The organism is Actinophytocola sp. NPDC049390 (assembly GCF_044466355.1).
In the GTDB taxonomy this organism is placed as follows: domain Bacteria; phylum Actinomycetota; class Actinomycetes; order Mycobacteriales; family Pseudonocardiaceae; genus Actinophytocola.
In genome coordinates this window covers 65,890-85,157 of sequence record NZ_JBITMQ010000004.1, presented here as the reverse complement: position 1 = coordinate 85,157, position 19,268 = coordinate 65,890, and the positions used below count along the sequence as shown (strand labels likewise).

The 19,268-nt window shown below is 70.1% G+C and carries 22 protein-coding genes; 4 read left to right on the top strand and 18 right to left on the bottom strand.

The window, feature by feature from the left end; all coding sequences use genetic code 11:
• Positions 1 to 4: 4 nt before the first annotated feature.
• The 3 genes from ACIBVP_RS14135 to ACIBVP_RS14125 are packed head-to-tail and all read right to left on the bottom strand — an operon-like array spanning position 5 to position 1,757.
• The gene (locus tag ACIBVP_RS14135) at positions 5 to 343 is read right to left on the bottom strand and encodes a rhodanese-like domain-containing protein (RefSeq protein WP_396106520.1); all 339 of its coding nucleotides are present in this window, start codon (positions 341 to 343) and stop codon (positions 5 to 7) included.
• A gap of 48 nt (positions 344 to 391) precedes the next feature.
• The gene (locus ACIBVP_RS14130; protein ID WP_396106519.1) at positions 392 to 1,258 is read right to left on the bottom strand and encodes a hypothetical protein; all 867 of its coding nucleotides are present in this window, start codon (positions 1,256 to 1,258) and stop codon (positions 392 to 394) included.
• Positions 1,251 to 1,757, bottom strand: coding sequence for a SigE family RNA polymerase sigma factor (locus tag ACIBVP_RS14125; protein ID WP_396106518.1), 507 nt, complete (start codon positions 1,755 to 1,757; stop codon positions 1,251 to 1,253). Before ACIBVP_RS14125 ends, ACIBVP_RS14130 begins: the two co-directional genes overlap by 8 nt.
• Before the next feature lie 103 nt (positions 1,758 to 1,860).
• Between ACIBVP_RS14125 and ACIBVP_RS14120 the strand changes: the two genes are divergently transcribed.
• On the top strand, positions 1,861 to 2,250 hold the full coding sequence (locus ACIBVP_RS14120) for an SgcJ/EcaC family oxidoreductase (RefSeq protein WP_396106517.1): 390 nt from the start codon (positions 1,861 to 1,863) through the stop codon (positions 2,248 to 2,250).
• Positions 2,251 to 2,265: 15 nt separating this feature from the next.
• A complete protein-coding gene (locus tag ACIBVP_RS14115; RefSeq protein WP_396106516.1) occupies positions 2,266 to 4,668 on the top strand; it encodes a P-loop NTPase fold protein in 2,403 nt (800 codons plus the stop codon).
• Here the strand turns inward: ACIBVP_RS14115 and ACIBVP_RS14110 are convergent, their stop codons facing one another.
• The 4 genes from ACIBVP_RS14110 to ACIBVP_RS14095 all read right to left on the bottom strand — a co-directional run bounded on the left by ACIBVP_RS14110 (position 4,669) and on the right by ACIBVP_RS14095 (position 7,763).
• Positions 4,669 to 6,276, bottom strand: coding sequence for a cation acetate symporter (locus tag ACIBVP_RS14110; RefSeq protein WP_396106515.1), 1,608 nt, complete (start codon positions 6,274 to 6,276; stop codon positions 4,669 to 4,671).
• Positions 6,273 to 6,608 (bottom strand): DUF485 domain-containing protein, encoded by a 336-nt coding sequence (locus ACIBVP_RS14105; RefSeq protein WP_396106514.1) that lies wholly within the window; start codon positions 6,606 to 6,608, stop codon positions 6,273 to 6,275. Before ACIBVP_RS14105 ends, ACIBVP_RS14110 begins: the two co-directional genes overlap by 4 nt.
• Before the next feature lie 138 nt (positions 6,609 to 6,746).
• On the bottom strand, positions 6,747 to 6,926 hold the full coding sequence (locus ACIBVP_RS14100; RefSeq protein WP_396106513.1) for a DUF397 domain-containing protein: 180 nt from the start codon (positions 6,924 to 6,926) through the stop codon (positions 6,747 to 6,749).
• 12 nt (positions 6,927 to 6,938) lie between these two features.
• Positions 6,939 to 7,763 (bottom strand): Scr1 family TA system antitoxin-like transcriptional regulator, encoded by an 825-nt coding sequence (locus ACIBVP_RS14095; RefSeq protein ID WP_396106512.1) that lies wholly within the window; start codon positions 7,761 to 7,763, stop codon positions 6,939 to 6,941.
• Positions 7,764 to 7,838: 75 nt separating this feature from the next.
• Here ACIBVP_RS14095 and ACIBVP_RS14090 point away from each other — a divergent pair, with 75 nt between their 5' ends.
• On the top strand, positions 7,839 to 8,054 hold the full coding sequence (locus ACIBVP_RS14090; RefSeq protein WP_396106511.1) for a hypothetical protein: 216 nt from the start codon (positions 7,839 to 7,841) through the stop codon (positions 8,052 to 8,054).
• Here ACIBVP_RS14090 and ACIBVP_RS14085 read toward each other — a convergent pair.
• The 10 genes from ACIBVP_RS14085 to ACIBVP_RS14040 all read right to left on the bottom strand — a co-directional run bounded on the left by ACIBVP_RS14085 (position 8,012) and on the right by ACIBVP_RS14040 (position 17,618).
• On the bottom strand, positions 8,012 to 9,715 hold the full coding sequence (locus ACIBVP_RS14085; protein ID WP_396106510.1) for a cation acetate symporter: 1,704 nt from the start codon (positions 9,713 to 9,715) through the stop codon (positions 8,012 to 8,014). The two genes, ACIBVP_RS14090 and ACIBVP_RS14085, sit on opposite strands and share 43 nt — an antisense overlap.
• A gap of 265 nt (positions 9,716 to 9,980) precedes the next feature.
• Positions 9,981 to 10,304 (bottom strand): hypothetical protein, encoded by a 324-nt coding sequence (locus ACIBVP_RS14080; RefSeq protein ID WP_396106509.1) that lies wholly within the window; start codon positions 10,302 to 10,304, stop codon positions 9,981 to 9,983.
• A 26-nt stretch (positions 10,305 to 10,330) separates the two neighbouring features.
• Positions 10,331 to 11,089 carry a LytR/AlgR family response regulator transcription factor gene (locus tag ACIBVP_RS14075; protein WP_396106508.1) on the bottom strand — a complete coding sequence of 253 codons (759 nt, stop codon included), beginning with the start codon at positions 11,087 to 11,089 and terminating at the stop codon, positions 10,331 to 10,333.
• On the bottom strand, positions 11,086 to 12,102 hold the full coding sequence (locus ACIBVP_RS14070; protein ID WP_396106507.1) for a sensor histidine kinase: 1,017 nt from the start codon (positions 12,100 to 12,102) through the stop codon (positions 11,086 to 11,088). Before ACIBVP_RS14070 ends, ACIBVP_RS14075 begins: the two co-directional genes overlap by 4 nt.
• Positions 12,103 to 12,165: 63 nt before the next feature.
• Positions 12,166 to 13,026, bottom strand: coding sequence for a hypothetical protein (locus tag ACIBVP_RS14065; protein ID WP_396106506.1), 861 nt, complete (start codon positions 13,024 to 13,026; stop codon positions 12,166 to 12,168).
• A complete protein-coding gene (locus ACIBVP_RS14060; protein ID WP_396106505.1) occupies positions 13,016 to 13,495 on the bottom strand; it encodes an RNA polymerase sigma factor in 480 nt (159 codons plus the stop codon). Before ACIBVP_RS14060 ends, ACIBVP_RS14065 begins: the two co-directional genes overlap by 11 nt.
• Positions 13,496 to 13,591: 96 nt before the next feature.
• The gene (locus ACIBVP_RS14055; RefSeq protein ID WP_396106504.1) at positions 13,592 to 15,385 is read right to left on the bottom strand and encodes a cation acetate symporter; all 1,794 of its coding nucleotides are present in this window, start codon (positions 15,383 to 15,385) and stop codon (positions 13,592 to 13,594) included.
• Between the two features lie 10 nt (positions 15,386 to 15,395).
• On the bottom strand, positions 15,396 to 15,824 hold the full coding sequence (locus ACIBVP_RS14050) for a hypothetical protein (protein ID WP_396106503.1): 429 nt from the start codon (positions 15,822 to 15,824) through the stop codon (positions 15,396 to 15,398).
• 72 nt (positions 15,825 to 15,896) lie between these two features.
• A complete protein-coding gene (locus tag ACIBVP_RS14045) occupies positions 15,897 to 16,730 on the bottom strand; it encodes a LytR/AlgR family response regulator transcription factor (protein ID WP_396106502.1) in 834 nt (277 codons plus the stop codon).
• A gap of 54 nt (positions 16,731 to 16,784) precedes the next feature.
• Complete coding sequence (locus ACIBVP_RS14040; protein ID WP_396106501.1) at positions 16,785 to 17,618, bottom strand: S49 family peptidase; 834 nt, start codon at positions 17,616 to 17,618, stop codon at positions 16,785 to 16,787.
• Between the two features lie 83 nt (positions 17,619 to 17,701).
• Between ACIBVP_RS14040 and ACIBVP_RS14035 the strand changes: the two genes are divergently transcribed.
• Entirely contained in the window at positions 17,702 to 17,971 is a 270-nt protein-coding gene (locus ACIBVP_RS14035) for a hypothetical protein (RefSeq protein ID WP_396106500.1), read from the top strand.
• Between the two features lie 9 nt (positions 17,972 to 17,980).
• On the opposite strand, the gene ACIBVP_RS14030 is transcribed toward ACIBVP_RS14035, so the two are convergent.
• The gene (locus ACIBVP_RS14030) at positions 17,981 to 19,231 is read right to left on the bottom strand and encodes a histidine kinase (RefSeq protein ID WP_396106499.1); all 1,251 of its coding nucleotides are present in this window, start codon (positions 19,229 to 19,231) and stop codon (positions 17,981 to 17,983) included.
• Between the last annotated feature and the right edge of the window lie 37 nt (positions 19,232 to 19,268).

Genomic DNA, 19,268 nt, shown 5'->3' with positions numbered 1-19,268 from the left:
CCGCTCAGATGACCGTCGGCTGGCCGTTGTCCGCGGCCATCGGACGGCCCGCGGCCTGCCACGACTGCATGCCGCCGTCGACGTTCTTGGCGTCCCAGCCGTTCGCGTTCAGGTACGCGGTCACGCGGGCGGAACGGCCGCCGCTGCGGCACACCACGTACACCTCGTTGTCGGCGGGCAGGTCGTCCAGGCGGCCCGCGAGGTCACCCATGGGGATGTGGATCGCTTCCGGTGCGTGCCCGGCCGTCCACTCGTCGTGCTCGCGCACGTCGAGCAACGTCACCCCGTCCGGAAGGGACTCCGGCAGGTCGGGGACGTTCACGCTGGGCACCTGCTGTGGCATCACACCACGATGCTGCCACGACCGCCCGTAGGACGCGCGTGAGCCGGGTCAGCCGAGCTTGTTCACCAGGAGGCTCGCGGTGTAGGCCAGCCGTTCCTCGGTGACGGGGAGCTTGCCCCGGCCGCCGTCGACCCAGTGCCCGCCGCCGTCGGCGGGCACCATGTCCGCCGCGCTCCAGCCCGCCGCCGTGAGCACGTACTGGAGGCCGTTGGGGCGGTAGATCTGCACGTGCTGCGCCGGCTGTTCCGGGCGGCGGACGTCGGCCGGAAACAGCTGCAGCACGGTGCCGTCCGGCATCACGCGCCGGGCGGGTGGCCTGCAGTCGCCGTACGCGTTCAGCGAGGCGTCCGCGATCTGCTCCGGTGTGCCGGGGAAGGCCCCCGCCTCCAGCTGGAGCTGTCCGTTGCCGTTGTCCATGACGATCTCGACCGCCAGGTAGCCGCGCGGGCCGCCTGCCTTCGGCGAGTGCTCCGTCCAGCTCGCCTCGGACACCGTCGGCCGCGCGCCGAGGGCGGACTCGACCACGTCGACGAACACGGGCCGTACGCGTTCCTCGGGCAGGATCGACGTCGGCGGCGTGCCGGGCACGTGTCGCGGCACCTCGCAGGTCGCCTCGTCGAGGGGGATCGTCTCCCAGCCCGGCAGCGAACCGGTCGGGGTCGCCGGGGTCGTGGCCGCGACCGCCACCCCACCGCCACCGCTCGGTTGGCCGGCCGTCCGCAGCAGGACGGTGGTCGCGCCGATCGCCGCGACCACCGCCACCACCCCGGCGACCGCGCCCGCACGCTGCGCGAACACGCGGCGCCTGCCGCGGCGCAGCACCGCGTCGACGGTGGTCGTGACCGGTGGGGCCGGGCCGTCGGTCAGGGTCCGGAGCGCGTCGCGCGCCGAGTCGTCGTCGAACATCTCACGCATCCCACATCTCCAGGTTGACCTCGCCGTTCCGGTAGGCGGCGCGCAGCGCGGCGAGGCCGCGCGCCGTCTGGCTCTTGACCGTGCCGGGGGTGCAGCCGAGCGTCTCCGCGACCTGGCCGACCGACAGGTCGGCGACGAACCGCAGCACCAGCACCGCGCGCTGCCCCGGCGGCACGGCCAGCAGCGCGGCACGCAACGCGAGCCGTTCCCCGGGCCCGGCGTCGGGTGGCGCGGCCGCGTCCGGCAGCTCCGCGACAACGTGCTCACGTGCCCGGCCGCGGCGCTTCGTGTCCAGGAAGACCCTGGTCACGATCGTGCGGAGGTACGCGTCGACGGTGTCGGTGCGGACCTTCGACCAGCGCGCGTACAGCTTCACGAACGCGGCCTGCGCGATCTCCTCCGCGTCCGGCCACGAACCGCACATCGCGTACGCGATCCGCCGAGCGCCGTCGAAGCGCGCCGAGAAGAACTCGGCGAACTCCTGGTCTCGCCCTCGCACCCCATCGACCTCCCACCTCAGTCTGACCCTTCTACGCGGATGTCCCGTCGTGGGTTGCACGGCGGCTTGACCTCGTCCTTGGTGGAGGTCCGAGGCTGGGGAGGTGAGCGACATCGACGAGATCAGGCGGGTCGTCGCGGACGTCGAACGTGGGTTCAACACCAACGACGCCGCGCTGATGAACAAGCACGTGGCGCCGGACGCGACGCTGGTCAGCGCCATGGGCGTGCGGCTGGTGGGCATCGACGAGGTGATGGCGGCGAGCGAGGCGGGGCTCGCGGGACCGTTGGCCGACCAGTACGCCAGGTACGAGGTCAAGGACGTGCGGTTCGTCAGGCCCGACGTGGCGCTGGCCTACAAGGAGGCGTACGCGGTCACGGCCGACGGCGAGCCGATCGACGTGGACCACACCATGTGCGCGCTGTACGTGCTGGCGAAGGAGGACGGCCGCTGGTTGATCGCGGCGCGGCAGAACACTCTCGTCCCGCGGTAGGGCACGCTGTGCCACGTGGCCGAGGTATTTCCCGTACGGGACACCGACCCGATACCGCTGCTCGGGACCCGCCCCTTGGGCGGCAGGCTGACGCAGTACGTTCCGCGCGACGTCGACAGCGTGCTCGACCAGGCGCTCCGGACGCCCGGGCTCGTGCTCGTCGTCCACGAGACGTCGTCGGGCTCGCGTCGCACGTTGTACGAGGCGTTGCTCCGTCAGCACCCGGAACTTCCGCTGGTGTCCGCCACGTCGATCTCCGCCGAGGACGCGCAGGAGGCGCCGGCGCGGGCCGTGCTCTGGATGGACCTGGTGGCGCGTGCACCCGCGGGTGTCAGCACGGTGGTCCGCACGCTGCGGCGATGGTCGACCCCTGACCGCTACGCGGTGGTGCTGGTCGGGACCGCGTACGGACGACTCGACGAACTCCGGAACCAGCTCCGTGAGCTGAACCCGAGAGTCGTCGACGTCGACAACCGGCTCACGCCCGGTGAAAGAGCCAGGGCGCAGAGCATGTTCGGCACCGAGATCAGCCATGTCGCGGACCTCGCCGGGCTCGCCGAGGTCGCCCAGCCGGGCCCGGGCAGGCACGCGGCCGGCTACCACGCCGACACGGACGAGGGCACCGATCTGCTCGACGTCACCACCGACGTGCGGATGCTCGCCGACCTCGTCGCGTCCCGGCTGATCAGGCCGCCGCTCTCGATCGGGCTGTTCGGCAACTGGGGCAGCGGGAAGAGCTTCTTCATGCGGCAGATGCGGGCGCGGGTCCGGGAGCTGTCGGACGCCGCCACGGCGGCGGAGAGCGAGACCGGGCAGCGTGGCCCCATCGTGTCGTCGTACTGCTCGACGGTCCGCCAGATCACGTTCAACGCGTGGCACTACGCCGAGGCCAACCTGCTGGCGAGCATGGCGACCCACATCTTCGACAGCCTGGCCGCGGGCGGCTCGGAGGAGGTCCTGCGGCGCCGCGCCGACGACCTCGCCGAGCTGCGGCAGACCGAGCGCTCACTGCTCACGCGGCTCAGCGCGGTGCGGTTGGAACGCAGGCTGGTGGCCGCCCAGCAGGAGCGACGGCCGGTCCGTCTCGACCTGACCAGCGACGACTTCGCATGGGTGGCGCACGAGCTGGGGGTGCCGGAGGCGACCACCACGGACGTGCGGCAGTTCGCGACCGAACTCGACGGTTTCGGCGTCGAGGCACGCCGGGTGTGGACCTTGTTGCGGCGCAGCCGGTTCGCACTGTTCATGGGTGCGGTCGCGGTCGTGCTGGCGGTCGCACTGGCGGTGTTGGTCCGGTCGCCCGTGTGGCCGCTACTGGCGGGCGTCGTCTCCCTTCTTGTCGGCGCGACGCCGGTGGTGAGCCGGGTTCGGGAGGCGATGGCACGGATCCGGCGGGCCGCCGACAGCGCGGACGCGACCGCCGACGAACGGCTCACCGCGCTCGACGAGGAAACCACCCGGCTGGAACGGGCGGTGGCCGAACTCGCGACCGGACGGGACGCGACCGCGTTCGCCAGGTCCCGGTACGAGAGCGGGGACTACCGCAACCACCTCGGCATCGTCTCGCTGCTGCGCCGCGACCTGGAGACCTTCGCCGCCATCCTCGACAAGGAACGCGACGACGAAGGTGGTCTCGAACGGATCATCCTTTATGTCGACGACCTCGACCGGTGTCAGCCCGCGGTCGTCGTCAAGGTCCTGGAGGCGGTTCACCTGCTGGTGGCGCTGCCGGTGTTCGTCGTGGTGGTCGCCGTGGACCCGCGGTGGCTGCACGAGGCCATCCGCCTCCACTACGCGACGATGGTGCCGGACGGGTCGGTGGCGCCAGCGCACTACCTGGAGAAGATCTTCCAGATCCCGTTTCGCCTGCCGGACATGGACCGGCAGGGCTTCGGCCGCCTGGTCCGGGATCTGTCCGGCACGGACGCGGCCGCGGAAGACACCGCGAACGAACCGGACGTGTCCCAGGCATCGCAGCTCGTCTGGTTCGAGGACCCGGTCGAAAGCCCTGAACCGCCGCCCAGAGCACCGGACCTCCAGCCGCGTCAGCTGCACGTCTCGGACGTCGAACTGGAGTTCCTCACGACCCTCGCGCCGTTGGTGCCCACGCCGCGCGCGGCGAAACGGCTGATGAACCTGTACCGGCTGGTGCGGGCCCGGCTGGCCGACCGCGAGCTCGACCGCTTCGTGAGGGACGGTGACTACCGGGTCGTGCTGGTGTTGCTGGCCCTGCACGCGGACTCCGGCAGCTCGGTGTACGACCGGTTCGTCACCGAGCCGGATCTCGCCTGGCTCGCGGAGCTGGTCGGTGTCGAGCTGCACAGAGGCGCGTACATCGGCTGGTTGCCGCTCATGCGGCGGTTTTCGTTCGGGCACGTGGAAGGCCCCCAGCCGAAGCCGGGGGCCATCCGGGGGTGATCAGTGGGCCACGGCCTTCTCGGCGTGGGCGCCGGTCAGGCTGCGGACCTCCATCTCCGCGTACTTCGCCTCGTCGCTCTCCTTCGAGGTCTTCGAGCCGATCCAGCCCAGCAGGAACGCCACCGGGATGGAGACGATGCCCGGGTTGGACAGCGGGAACCAGTGGAAGTCCACGCCGGTGAACATCGACTTCTCCCCGCCGGACACGGCCGGCGAGAAGATGATCAGGACGACGCACACGATCAGGCCGCCGTAGATGCTCCACAGCGCGCCGCGGGTGTTGAAGCCCTTCCAGAACAGCGAGTACAGGATCGTCGGCAGGTTCGCCGACGCCGCCACCGCGAACGCCAGCGCCACCAGGAACGCGATGTTCTGGCCGTTGGCGATGATGCCGCCGCCGATGGCGACCGCGCCGATCACCAGTGCGGTGATGCGGGCGACGCGGACCTCCGCCGCCTTGTCGTCCGCCGCGCCCTTCTTGATCACGTTGGCGTAGATGTCGTGTGCGAACGACGCGGAGGCCGTGATCGTCAGGCCCGCGACCACCGCGAGGATCGTCGCGAAGGCGACCGCCGCGATGATGCCCATCAGGACCGTGCCGCCCAGCGCGTACGCGAGCAGCGGCGCCGCCGAGTTCACGCCACCTGGTGCCGCCGTGATCACGTCGGCGCCCACCAGCGCCCCGGCGCCGTAGCCGAGCACGAGGGTGAACAGGTAGAAGATGCCGATCAGCCAGATCGCCCACACCACGGACTTCCGCGCTTCCTTGGCGGTCGGCACCGTGTAGAAGCGCATCAGGATGTGCGGCAGGCCCGCGGTGCCGAGCACCAGGGCGAGCGACAGGGACACGAAGTCGAGCTTCGACGTGCCGGAGGTGCCGTACTGGTTGCCCGGGTCGAGGAGTTTCGCGCCACCTTCGCCGACACGCTCGACCGCCGCGCCCAGCAGGGTCGACAGGTTGAAGCCGAACTTGCCCAGCACCCACACGGTCATCAGGAACGCGCCCGTGATCAGCAGCGCGGCCTTGATGATCTGCACCCAGGTGGTGCCGCGCATGCCGCCGATGATCACGTACACGATCATCACGATGCCGACGACCGCGATCACCAGCGCCTGACCGGCCTTGCTGTCGATGTTCAGCAGCAGCGCGACCAGGCCGCCCGCACCGGCCATCTGGGCCAGCAGGTAGAAGAACGACACGACCAGCGTCGAGGTGGCCGCCGCCGCGCGGACCGGACGCTGCCGCATCCGGAAGCTCAGCACGTCACCCATCGTGTACTTGCCGGTGTTGCGGAGCAGTTCCGCGACCAGCAGCAACGCGATCAGCCACGCCACGAGGAAGCCGATGGAGTACAGGAAGCCGTCGTACCCGTTCACGGCGATGGCGCCCGCGATGCCGAGGAACGACGCGGCGGACAGGTAGTCGCCGGAGATCGCGACGCCGTTCTGCGCGCCGGTGAACGAGTGACCGGCCGCGTAGAAGTCGACGGCGGTCTTGGAGGATCGGCTCGCCCGGAACACGATCACGAGCGTGATCGCCACGAACAGCGAGAAGATGCCGATGTTGAGCCAGGGGTTGCTGCCCTCGACGTTCTGCGCCAGGTTCATTTCTCGCCTCCCTCGACGTCCTCGCGGATCTTCTCGGCGACCGGGTCGAGGTGCTTGTTCGCGTGCCGCACGTACAGGCTCGTGATCACGAACGTGGAGACGAACTGCAGCAGGCCGAAGATCAGGCCGATGTTGATGTTGCCGAAGACCTTGGTGCTCATGAAGTCGTGCGCGTAGTCGGACAGCAGGACGTAGAGCAGGTACCACGCGAGGAACGCGACGGTCATCGGGAAGACGAAGCCGCGGAGACGGCGGCGGAGCTGCGTGAACTCCGCGCTCTGCTGGATGGTCTCCCAGTCGGGGCCCGGTGGGCCCTGATCGGTGGTGCTCACGTTGCCTCCATGGGAAGTGAACCGGGGTTCTACGACCCTAGGAAGGCGGTGCGGGGACGTGAATCGTTCGCGGATCAACCGCTTCGACGTACGACGAGTGGTCGACGAACGGTCAAAATGCGCGACGAGTGGCGCAGGTCACATCTTGGACACACTCAGAAAGGACGTCCAGCCCGACTCGGGGAGCATCAGCATCCCTTGATCGGGTGACTTCGAGTCGCGAACAGCTACAGAGCGTTCCGCAAAGGCGACCTCGACGCAGGCACTGTTGCTGCCATCCTGACTACTACGGCTGCTCTTCCGCCAGACAAGATCCACTGTGGCTGCCCTCTATCGTTCTTGGCTGATGCGCGTGATCAGCGCGACCGAGTCATCAGGGCTCAGTGCTTCCACGCCCAGCCGATCGAACTTGAGTCTACAGGCCCGAACCTCGTCATTGTCCTCAATGTGAAGGGCTCCCGTGACGTATTCGACGTAGAGCAAGTCCGGCTCGTCCCGATCAAGGAACGACAGCAATACGAATCCTCCGTCGAGGGCGCTGTGTGCCTTGAGTGGTAGTACTTGGAGGGTGACGGCGGGCAACCCGGCCACCTCGATCAGGTGTTGCAACTGCTCGCGCATCACCTTCGGACCGCCGACGTCACGACGAAGGGCCGACTCGTCGATGATCGCCGTCATTTCCAGGGGATCACGTTCGCTGGTGAGCCGTTCTTGGCGGATCAGGCGGATCTCTATGTCGTTGTGCAGTTCCTCTGCTGTACGCCTGCGACGACTGTGCGCGAAGGACGCGCGGATGTAGGACTCCGTGTGCAGAAGGCCCGGCAGTTTCAGGCCGGAGAATTCTCGAACCGACGCGGCGTGGGTTTCAACGTCGACGTAGCCCATGTCCTTGATTCCGTAGGCGCGAAACCACGGCGGCTTCGCCGCTTCGCGCGCCTCGGCGATGAGGGTGTCGTCGTAGTGGTCGTAGATGTCCATGGCGGAACGCACGAAATGCACGTCCGCGCGGGTGATGCCGGTTTCGATGCGCTGCAGGGAACTGCGGGTCTTGTCCAGGCGCTTCGCGGCCTCGGCCAGCGTGAGGTCGGCGCCTTCGCGGATCTCCCGCAACCGGCGTCCCAACCGCCGCCGCAGGAACGGTGCTCGTGTGGCCACGACTCATGATCGCAGCAGCCGGACCCAGGAATGGGAAACCCAGTGCTGGCGAGTCCATCAGGACACTGGGTTTTCATGAAAGGACGACTCTTCACACTGGTCAACGCCGAGAACGAGGCCGACGTGTTCGCGTGGGGAATGCAGATCACGACCGCCCGCGAGCAGGAAGCCGTGACCTATTGCCGCAACCCTGTCACCAATCAGACGGTTTTCGGACTGCACTCGAACGCGGAAAGCGCACTGCGCCGCTACGGCACGACTTTTCGGTTGCGACTCGTCTGGGAGGACTGAGCACCCGCCCGCAACGCCCGCAACCGGTCGGCGGCCGTCTGGTCGCGGTTCTCGTTGAGGTGCAGGCGCAACATGGCCGTCCGCGCCCACGACGGCGGCCGCCCACGCAGCGACACGACGACCATGGTCAGGAACGCCAGCGGCACCGACCACGGCGCGGGCTGTGCGACGAGGATGGCGAGCCAGCCCGTCACCGGCAGCCCGAACAAGGCACCCGAGATCGCGCCCGACGAGGCGAACAACCCGACGAGCACACCGGACATCGCACCGGCGACCGTGAGCCGTGACCACCAGATGCCGAGTACGAGCAACGGGCAGAACGTGGACGCGGCGACCGTGAACGCCCAGGTGACGAGCACACCGGCGTCCAACCGGATCGCTTGCAGGGCAAGAAGAACCACGACGGCGGCCGCCAGTACGACGGTGACGCGGAGGCGGCGGAGACCGCCGGGCAGCAGGTCGTAGGAGATGGCGCCGGACACCACCAGCAGCAACCCGAGCGACGTGGCGAGGAACGCCGCGAACGCGCCGCCGGTGAGCAGGGCGGTGAAGGTGCTGCCGGGCCAGCCCTCGTCGACCTGTGCGGGAAGGGCGACGACGGCGGTGTCGGTGGCGCCCGAGAGGTAGAGCTGCGGGACGAGCACGCGGCCGAGCACGCCGTAGATGCCGGGGAACAGGTAGAAGATGCTGAGCAGCCCGACCGTGAAGGCGGCGGTGCGGCGTGCGGCGCGGCCGTCGGGGCTGGTGTGGAACCGCATGATCACGTGCGGCAGCCCCATGGTCCCGAGCGCGAGGGCGACGGTCAGGGCCCAGGTGCTGAGCAGCGGGTGGCCCGCGTCGGCGAGGTCGAGCAGGGGCCGTCCCCAGCCGGTGCCGCCGGGCCGTGCCTCGCCGACGACCTCGGGCACCGGGTCACCCTTGTCGAACTGGACGACCGCGCCCTGCGGGACCTCCCAGCGCTCGCCGTCGCGCTCGAGGATGGTCCCGATGCGGAAGTGGACGGCGGTGTCCTCGCGGAAGGTGGTGAACTCGACGGGGTGGACGGCCTCGTCGCGGACCTGCGGGCCCACCTGGAAGAGCAACCACACGGCGGGGACGATGAACAGGACGAGCTTGAGCACGAACTGGAAGGCCTGCACGTAGGTGGCGGCGCGCATGCCGCCGAGGGCGAGCGTGATCGCGACCCCGGAGCCCGCGATGACGACACCGACCCAGTAGGGCGTGTCGCTGACCGCGGACAGCACCAGCCCGGCCGTGCGGAACTGGGGCACGAGGTAGAGGCCCCCGATGACGAGGATGACGGCCGCGGTGACGCGCCGGAGGGCCGGTGAGTTGAGGCGTGCCTCGGCGAAGTCGGGCACGGTCAGCGCCCCGGACCGCCGCATGGGCGCGGCGACGAGCACGAGCATCGCGATGTAGCCGGCGGTGAAACCGACCGGGTACCAGAGCGCGCCGATCCCGTCCTTGACGACGAGGCCCGCCACGCCGAGGAACGACGCGGCGGAGAGGTACTCGCCGGACACGGCGGCGGAGTTGAGGAGCGGCGAAACCCGCCGGGAGGCAACGAGAAAGTCGGACGTGGTGCGCATGGCCGCGACCCCACGAAGCCCGATGAGCAACGTGATGAGGACGACGGGCGCCACCGCGAACGCGAGAATCACGCGCGCCCCCGCACACCCCGTGCTGTGAAAAGCCCTTTCGCAGCACCGCCCCCGGCAGAACGCAAAACCGCCCCGCCCCCAGGACGTAACCCCAACCCCCACCCGATCCCGGGGGCCACCCGCCATGCCAGCCTACCGGGTGGGGGTGACATCGCGGGGTGCGCGCGGTCCGGTTGTGGATAACCGGTGCGGCTGTGGACAACTTTCTGCACGAAAACGTGGTTCGGTGTGTTCGCGCGCGCGACTCGCGGGGTTTCGGGGGTGGTCATGGGTGGTCTTCCGCTTTTTCTGCTCTGCGGAGTTGCCAGCCCGCCAGGAGGGTCAGTGCCGGGTACGGGAGGAAAGCCAGCGCCAGCCACGAGACCGGGATGCCGAGGACGCGGATGTCGTCCAGCGCCGGGAAGACGGCGAACAGCAGCGGCAGGCCCGCGACGCCCGCGAACAGGAACGCCAGCGGGGCCAGCGCCAGCCGCAGTTGGCGGCGGTGCAGTTCCACCGCCCGCTCCGCGTCCGGGCCGTCGAGTTTCGGGACGCGCCAACGGCCTCTGGCCCGCCGCCGCGAGTGGGCCAGGCGAGTCTGCGGGCTCATCACCGCGATGCGCTTGTGCCCGGGCATTACCGGCGGCCCAGTTGGCCGGACTTCGCCGCCGCCAGCAGCTTCTCGCGCAGTACGCGGGCGCAGCGGCGGGACACGGGCACGTCACCCAGGTCCGTGTGCGCCAGCAGACCGCCCACCGAGTCGCTCCGCAGCTCGCGGACCGCCGCCAGTGCCACCAGGAAACCGCGGTGCACACGGAGGAAACCCGCTGGCTCCCAGTACTCCTCCAGCCGCGAGATCGGCATCCGCACCTCGTGCACTCCCGACACCGCGTGCAGGCGCACGTAGTCGCCGTGCGCCTCGACGTAGTGCACGTCCGTGCGGCGGACGTACCTGGTCCGGCCGTCCGACTCCACCGGCAGCGCGGCCATCGCGTCCGGCCCCTCCGGGGCGGGACGCGCGTCCGGGATCACGCGGTTCACCCGCGCCAGCGCCTCCGCGAGCCGCTCCGCACGGACGGGTTTCAGCAGGTAGTCCACGGCGCCGATGCCGAACGCCGCCACCGCGTGCTGTTCGTACGCGGTCACGAACACGATCACCGGCGCCTCGTTCATGCGGGACAACAGGCTGGCGAGCTCCATGCCGTCGAGGCCCGGCATCGCGATGTCCAGGAACACCGCGTCGTAGCGGCCGTTCTGGATCATGCGCAGTGCCGACAGCGCGTCGCCCGCGCTCGCCACGTCCGACACGTCCGGGTTCTCGTTCAGCAGGCGGCACAGTTCCGCCAGCGCGGGCGGCACGTCGTCGACCGCGAGCACGGAAAGGCCAGCCGTCATCCCGGCATCACTCCCGGTTGGAATCTCGGGATCCGCACCACCACACGGGTTCCCTCGCCGACCGCGGTCTCCACGACCAGCCCGTACCAGGGCCCGTAGACACTGCGGAGCCGCCGGTCCACGTTCGCCAGCCCGACGCTGTCCGCGCCGCCCCGACCGGCCAGGATCGACTCCGCCAGCGCCGGGTCCATGCCGACCCCGTCGTCCTCGACACTGATCACGCAGTCGTTCCCTTCCGCCTCGCCGCGCAGCTGCACGTGCCCGGTGCCCGCACGCGGCTCGATGCCGTGACGGACGGCGTTCTCCACCAAAGGCTGCAGCACCAGGTACGGCAGCGCCACCGCGAGCACCTCCGGTGCCACCCGGACCTGCACTTGCAGCCGCTCCCCCAGCACCGCGCGCTGCAGCGCCAGGTACGTCTCGATCGCGTGGAACTCGTCCGCGACCGTCGTGTACTCGCCGTGTTTCGCCAGGCTGTACCGGATGTAGTCGGCGAAGTCGAGCATCAGCTCACGCGACCGGTCCGGTTCGGAGCTCACCAGCGCGGCGATCACCGTGAGCGCGTTGTAGACGAAGTGCGGGGAGATCTCCGCCCGCAGCGCCCGCAGCTCGGCCTGCGCCGCCTGTTCCGCCGACGACTCCAGCCTGCCCCGCTCGAGCGCCTCGACGACCCACCGCGCCGCCTCACGCACCGCCGCCCGCCGCGACGCGCCCGCCACCACCATCACACCCGCCAGCTCGCGGTTCACGTGCAGCGGCACCGCCACCAGAGGGGACCGGCCCGCGCGGTTCTCGCTGTGCAGCACCCGTTCGACCAGGGCGTTCGCGTCCGCGTAGAACGGCGGCTCGTCAGGCGCCCACACCGCACGGCCGGACAGGTCGGCCAGCGCCACGAAGTCGGCGTCGAGCAGCCTGCGCAGCCCGCGGGCCGCCGTCCGCACGCCCGCGCCGGACAGGCCGTCCTTCAGCTCGTCCGCGATGTGGCGTGCCATGCCGAGCACTGACACCGCCATCCGGGCTCCCATCGTCCGCGATCGGGCTCGCGTAGATGTTAATGGCGGAAGCGCTGCTTGGCGTCAGTCGAACATGCGGGACGGCGGCGCGCCGAGACCGGGCGCGACGCCGTGCCGCACGGCCTCCGTCGGGGAGCCGAGGTAGCGGTCGTCGTCGTCGAAGATCACGGCCACCTCGCCGCCCGGGTGGGGCAGGCGGTAGCCGGTGCCCGTCCGGCCGGTCAGGTCGGCCATGCCCTCGACCACCTGGACGCCCGGCAGCCCGGCGACGACCTCCCGCAACGCGCTCGGCAGGTCCGCGGGCACGCCGTTGCTCCCCAGCACCAGGCCGATCGTGCGCAGTTCGAGGACCGGCGCCAGGTCGGCACTCACCTCGGCCGCCTCCGCGTGCAGCTGCGCGGCGATCGTCGCCGGGTCGCGGGACGCCGACGCGAGGAAGTCCACCGTGAAGTTCATCCACGACGCGGGCGTGGTGCACGGCGGCTCGGTCGTCGTGAAGGACGGGTAGCAGTCTCCGCCGTCCGGGGCGTCGACGCGGCCGGGACCGGGCACGACCCGGCCGTTCTCGATCGACGTGCCGTCGACCACCTTCTGGCGCCACGCACCGGTCCGCTCCCGCTCCTGCCACAGCTGCGTCTCCCGGATGATCCCGCCCGCGCCGAGCGCGGACAGGCGCAGCGAGTAGTGGACGCCGCTCTCCGCGGGCACCACCGTCGTCGTCACGGCGGCCGGTGGCGCCTGCTCGTCGCGGGGCACGAACAGGAACGCGGCCGTGCCGACCGCGCCTGCGACCACGGCGGCCGCGACCGGCACCAGCAGCGGGCGCCGCACGGGCGCGCCGAGCCTCGGCATGGGCGTGGGCGGCACCGCGTCCGCCTTGGCGCGCAGTGCCTCGGTGAGGGCGTCTTCGAGGTCAGCGTTCATCGGAGAGGTCCTTCAGGTTCCGGCGGAGGGTGGCGAGTGCGTGATGGGCGGACGACTTCACGGTGCCCGCGGAAACACCGGTCACGGCGACCGTCTCCGCCTCGGAGAGACCGCAGTAGTAACGGAGCACGATCACCTCGCGCTGGCGCGCGGGCAGGCGTTCCACGTGGCTGAGCAGCTCGCGATGCCGCTCGGCGACGAGCAGTTCGCGGTCGGCGGGCGGCGCGTCGGCGGGCGGCCGCGCCTGGGCGAGGAACCGGCGGACCGTGCGCAGCCGCCGCAACCTGGACCGCGACCGGTTGATCACGGCTCTGCGCAGGTACGCGACGACGTGCTCGACGTCGCCGAGGTCGGGGCGCAGGCGCCACACCGCCTCGTAGCAGTCCTGCACGACGTCCCGCGCTGTCTCGGCGTCGCCGGACAGCAGCGCGGCCATCCGGACCAGCGGCATCCACTGCTGCTCAAGCACGGCCTCGAGGCTCGGGGCGACCGGCTCCGCGCTCACATCCATACCTGGAACACGCCGTCGGCTCCCAGAGGTTGTACCGGCGCTCAGTGAGCCGCGTCACAGCTCCTTGCGGTGGCGGCCGTCCGCCAGACGGGACCGTTCCTCCGCCGTGCCAAAGCTCGCCACCGCCCGGTCACGGGTGAGGCCGAGGTTGTCCGGGGCGTGCATGCGCAGGCGGATCTGCGCCACGTCCGCGGGGATCTTCGCCGAGGTCGCCTTGCTGACGATCAGCACCGTGAGGAACGCGACCGGGGCCGTGATCAGCGCGGGCTGGCTGAAGACGCCCGGCGCCCAGTTGCCGGTCAGGCGGCTGACCGTGCTGACCACCAACGCGGTCAGCACCAGGCCGCCGCCGACGACCATGCCCGCGGCGGCGCCCACCCAGGTGAGCTTGCGCCACCACACACCCAGCAGCAGGATCGGGCAGAACGTCGACGCGGCCAGCGCGAACGACATGCCCACGGTCAGCGAGATGTCCGACTGCCGCACCGCGATCGCGAGCACCAGCGGCACGCCGCCCGCGACCGCCGTGGCGAAGCGGAAGTCGCGCACCCGGCCACGCAGCACGTCCGTCGACAGCACCCCGGACACGCTCACGACCAGGCCCGACGACGTCGACAGGAACGCGGCGAACGCGCCCGCCGTGATCACCGCGCCGAGGATGTCGCCGAGGAGCCCCGGTGCGATGCCCGCCGGCAGTCTCAGCACCGCCGCGTCGGTCTCGCCGGTGACCAGCAGCTCCGGCACGTACAGCCGCGACAACGCGCCCAGCATGATCGGGAACAGGTAGAACAGCGACAGCAGCAGCAGGACGTGCAGGGTTGTTCTGCGCGCGGCCCTGCCGTCCGGGTTGGTGTAGAAGCGGACCAGCACGTGCGGCAGGCCCATCGTGCCCAGGAACAGGGCCAGGATCAGCGAGTACGTGGTGAACAGGTCACCCGTGCTCGACGCGGGCGCGAGCCAGCTCGCGTTGTCCACCGGGGCGCCGACCACCACAGGGACGGACGAGCCCTTCGAGAAGTGCAACGTGGTGCCCGCGCTGACCTCGTGCGTGCCGGGCGGCCACAGCACCGTGCCCGCCGCGGGCGCGCCGTCGACCTCGCCGCGGGCGCTCAGCCACACCGGGTCGTCGACCTGCAGCAGCACCGGGGTCTTCACGTCGACCGTGGTGGCGCTCGTGAACGTCGGCGGCAGCGCCTCGGTCAGCGTCGTCGTCTGGCCGTCGCGCACGCCGCCGCTGCCGATGAACAGCAGGCACATCACGAACGTCGGCGCGGCGATCGCGAACAGCTTCAACCAGTACTGGAACGCCTGCACCACCGTGATCGCGCGCATCCCGCCGCCGAACACGTTGACGATCACCACGACCGTCACCACGGTCGCGCCGACCCACGTCGGCACCGGCAGGATGCTCGCCAGCGTCTCGCCGGCCAGCTGCAGCTGCGGGACCACGTACAGGATCCCGATGAACACCACGAACACCGCGGCCAGGCCACGCAGGGCACGCGAACCGAGCCGCGCCTCGCAGAAGTCCGGCAGCGTGTAGGCGCCGGACCGGCGCAGCGGCGCGGCGACGAACAGCATCAGCGCCAGATAGCCCGCCGTGAAACCGATCGGGTACCAGAGCGCGTCCGCGCCGTCCTTCAGCACCAGACCGGCGACACCCAGGAACGACGCGGCGGACAGGTACTCGCCGGAGACCGCGGCGGCGTTGCGCCGGGACCGCACCGTGCGGCGAGCGACGAGGAAATCCTGCGCGGTACTGGCGGTGCGGGACGAGCGCCAGCCGATGTAGAACGTCGCGAAGATGACCGCACAGGCACCGGAAAGTGCCCAGATATTCGCGCTCACCGGCCCTCTGTTACTTCTCGACCATCGCGACGAAGTCGCGTTCCTGCCGCTCGGCAACCACGTTGTACCAGTACCCGACCCCGAACAACAACGGGAACGGCACCAAACCCAGCAGGATCCACGGAAGTCGCACACCGGCGACCGTCACCTGTGACAGCTGCGGGAGGAAGAAGAACAACGCGGGCAACGCCAGAAAGAACGCCAATGTGCCCAGCCAGAACCTCATGGCCTTCTTGAACTGCGCGCGGATCAGCTGGCGCACCAGCTCCTCGCCGTAGCTGGTCTGTTCCTCCAGCTCGTCGACGGTGCGCAGGCGGGTGACGGGGGCACGGGAGTCGGCCAGCACCACCCGTTTGCGGCGGGGTTTCGTCGGCGGCTCGGAATACGACCGCCGTGCCCCCTGTTCGTCCCGCCCAGGACCGGCCGAGTGCCTACTCACGTCCGCCCCTCGCAGGTCGGTCCGGCCGCTCGCGGTCGCCCTGCGCCTGATGGTTCACTCCGCAAGCTCCGTTCACAAACCGCCGCGGCGCACGATCCGGTCCTTCAGCTCACGCGTGTGCCGCCTGCTCACCGGCAGCTTGCGCTCTTCCTCGCCGATGACCACGTGGTAGCCGTTGCCGCCGAGCTGCAACTCGGTGATCAGGTTGATCGGCACCAGGTACGAGCGGTGGATGCGGACGAAACCCGCCTTCTCCCACCGCTCCTCCAGCTGCGACAGCGGGATGCGCACCAGGTGCGAGCCCTCGGTGGTGAACAGGCGCGCGTAGTCGCCCTGCGCCTCCACCCACCGCACCGAAGAACGCGGGATGAGCTTCGTGTTGCCCGCCAGCTCGACCGGGATGACCTCGTCGTCCGCCGGTTCCGACGCGACCTGCGGCGCCTCGCCGACCAGCCCGTCGCCGCGCAGCTTGGAGATCACCCGCTGCACCGCGCGGTCCATGCGGGTCTGGTCGCAGGGCTTCGGGATGAAGTCGACCGCACCGAGGTCGAACGCCTCGACCGCGTCGTTGCCCTCGCCGTGCCCGGTGATGAACACCAGCACCGGCGACGGCTTGAAGCCCGCGAGGACCTTCGCCATCTCCATGCCGGTCAGGCCGGGCATCCGCAGGTCGGAGAAGACCGCGTCGACGATCGGCTTGCCCGCGTTGCGGCGCGCGGTCAGCTCCGGGTCGCCACCACCGAGCTCGCGTAGCGCCTCGGTCGCGTCGAAGGCCTGGATGACGCGCCGCACGTAGCGGTTCGCCTCGAGCCGTTCGACCATCAGGTCCATGCCGTCTTTCTCGTCGTCCACTGCGAGGACGACGAGACCGGGGGTGTTGGGTGAAGTACTCACGGTGACCCGCATCTTGCCGATGGGAACTGTCGCCTGTCCATGGTGTCACCCGCGTGGGTGACACGATCAAAGACCGTAACGCGACCAGATTGCCCGATGCTCGACGGCCGTGAGCAGTGACTGTGTCGCACCACCCAGCCCGAGGCGGGCCAGCAGCGGGCGCTTCGGCTCGGCGACGGACAGTTCCGCGTCCGGGAACCGCTTGGTGAGCACCGCGCGGAGGTTGCCGACACCGTCGACCAGCCCCAGCTCGGCGGCCTTCGCACCGGTCCACACCTCACCGGTGAACAGGTCGTCGCCGTCGTTCAGCCGGTCACCCCTGCGCTGCTTCACCCACGACACGAACTGGTCGTGCAGCTGCGCCTGGAGACCCTTCAGCCACTCGACGTCCTCGTCGTTCTCCGGGCGGAACGGGTCGAGACGCACCTTGTGCGCACCAGCGGTGTAGACGCGACGGTCGACGCCGATCCGCTCCAGCAGCCCGTTCAGCCCGAACCCCGCGGTGACCACGCCGATCGAGCCGATCAGCGACGACGAGTGCGCGTAGATCTCGTCGGCCGCGCACGCCAGCCAGTACCCGCCGGACGCGGCCACGTCCTCGCAGAAGGCGATGACCGGGACCTTCTTGCGGTCGGCCAGCTCCCGGATCCGCTCGCTCACCAGTGCGGACTGCGTCGGCGCGCCACCCGGCGAGTTGATCGCGAGCGCGACCGCGGACAACCGGTCGTGGTCGAACGCCTTGGTGAGGGCCTGTTCGACGGTGTTGATGTTGATCGTGCCCCGGCTCAGCGGCGACGGGGTCGGGGTGATGACGCCGTGCAGCTTGACCACCGCGACGACGGGTTTGGCCGTGGCCCGGTTGATGGGCAGACGGGCGGTCAGCTTTTCCGTGACACTCATGGAACCACCCTACGTATCCGCGGCGGACTCGCTCGCTCATGTTCCATATGGGGTCACGAGTGCGGTGGCGGGGGTGGCTCGGCATGGGCGACGAGTCGCACCTGTCCCAGATCGATGTAGCGGAGTTCGCGTCGTGCGCCGCGGCACGCGCGTGGGTGGAACGGCGGCTGGCGTCCGTGGGGGCGCGGCCGGGCCTGTCGGTGTTCGGTTCCGTCGACCGGGGGACGTATCTGGACGAGACGCCGGGGGCCGTGGCCCGCTGGACGCAGGACCCGCACTGGGCCGGCCTGGACGCGGACATCGTCGACGGCCGCGTCCACTGGCGCAGCCCCGGCGACCGCCCACTGGCCTGAACGCGTCTTTCAGGGCAGTGCCGGGCCGGTGGTCTGGGCGGTCTTCTCGTCCTCGCCGAACTTCGGGAGGTCCGGACGGACGCCCGGGAAGAACTTCGGGACGCGCAGGATGACCTTCATGCCCGCGCCCGGGGCCGTCTCCGCCATCAGGGCGTACTCGTCGCCGAACACCTGGCGCATGCGCTGGTTGATGTTGCCGATGCCGACGTGGGAGCCGGTCTTGTGCGCGTCGCGCAGGTCGGCGAACAGGCGGTCGGCGTCCATGCCGACGCCGTCGTCCTCCACGCTGATCAGCGCCTCGTTGCCGTTGTCCTGCGCCACGACCGTGACCGTGCCGCCGCCCGGCTTCGGGGACAGGCCGTGCTGCACGGCGTTCTCCACCAGCGGCTGGAGCACCAGGAACGGGACCACCACCGACAGCACCTCGGGGGCGATCTTGATCCGCACGTTCAGCCGGTCCGCGTAGCGCTGGCTCTGGATCGTCAGGTACCGGTCGATGTTGCGCAGCTCCTCGGCCAGCGTCGTGAACTGGCCGGACGTGCGGAAGGAGTACCGGGTGAAGTCCGCGAACTCCTGCAGCAGGTCGCGGGCCCGCTCCGGGTCGGTGCGGATCAGCGACGAGATCGAGTTCAGCGCGTTGTAGAGGAAGTGCGGCGAGATCTGGGCGCGCAGCATGCGCACCTCGGCCTTCGCCAGCTGCTGCTTCGACTCGTCGAGCTTCGCCAGCTCCAGCTGGATGCACACGAACTGCGCCACCTCGTCCGCGGCCCGGATCAGGCGCTTCGAGTTGACCCCGCCGACCACGATCAGGGTGCCCTCCACCTGGCCGTCCGGGATCAGCGGCACGATCACCGCCGTGCGCATCGGGCAGCGGCCGCGGTGGGCGCAGGACAGGTTCGTGTGGTGGATGTGCGCGCGCTGGCCGTTGCGGATCGCCACGTCGATCGCACCGGTCAGGTCGGCGTAGTGCTCGTTCGCCCCGCCGTCCCACGACAGCAGGTGCCCGGACGCGTCCGTGATCCCGATGGCGACGCACTTGAGCATCTCCACCAGGTGCTTCGCGGCCTGGTCAGCGGCTTCCTCGGTGAGCCCGCTGCGCATGGCGGGCGCTGCCTTCGACAACCGCTGCACGGCGTCCAGCACCGCGTCGTCGACCGAGTTGTCGGACTTGCGGGACCGGATCCAGAAGGCGAACACCGCCGCGACGACGAGGATCGCGATCCCGCCGAAGATGGTGCGTTCGTTCAACAGGTCGGTCACCCGTCAATGCTCCGGCCACGACACCCTCCGTGGCAAG

Excerpts from the sequence above, each read along its gene's own strand:
- ACIBVP_RS14135 (WP_396106520.1), bottom strand. The coding sequence starts at position 343 with ATGCCACAGCAGGTGCCCAGCGTGAACGTCCCCGACCTGCCGGAGTCC.
- ACIBVP_RS14130 (WP_396106519.1), bottom strand. The coding sequence starts at position 1,258 with ATGCGTGAGATGTTCGACGACGACTCGGCGCGCGACGCGCTCCGGACC.
- ACIBVP_RS14110 (WP_396106515.1), bottom strand. The coding sequence starts at position 6,276 with ATGAACCTGGCGCAGAACGTCGAGGGCAGCAACCCCTGGCTCAACATC.
- ACIBVP_RS14090 (WP_396106511.1), top strand. The coding sequence starts at position 7,839 with ATGAAAGGACGACTCTTCACACTGGTCAACGCCGAGAACGAGGCCGAC.
- ACIBVP_RS14080 (WP_396106509.1), bottom strand. The coding sequence starts at position 10,304 with ATGAGCCCGCAGACTCGCCTGGCCCACTCGCGGCGGCGGGCCAGAGGC.
- ACIBVP_RS14075 (WP_396106508.1), bottom strand. The coding sequence starts at position 11,089 with ATGACGGCTGGCCTTTCCGTGCTCGCGGTCGACGACGTGCCGCCCGCG.
- ACIBVP_RS14070 (WP_396106507.1), bottom strand. The coding sequence starts at position 12,102 with ATGGCGGTGTCAGTGCTCGGCATGGCACGCCACATCGCGGACGAGCTG.
- ACIBVP_RS14065 (WP_396106506.1), bottom strand. The coding sequence starts at position 13,026 with ATGAACGCTGACCTCGAAGACGCCCTCACCGAGGCACTGCGCGCCAAG.
- ACIBVP_RS14045 (WP_396106502.1), bottom strand. The coding sequence starts at position 16,730 with ATGCGGGTCACCGTGAGTACTTCACCCAACACCCCCGGTCTCGTCGTC.
- ACIBVP_RS14040 (WP_396106501.1), bottom strand. The coding sequence starts at position 17,618 with ATGAGTGTCACGGAAAAGCTGACCGCCCGTCTGCCCATCAACCGGGCC.
- ACIBVP_RS14035 (WP_396106500.1), top strand. The coding sequence starts at position 17,702 with ATGGGCGACGAGTCGCACCTGTCCCAGATCGATGTAGCGGAGTTCGCG.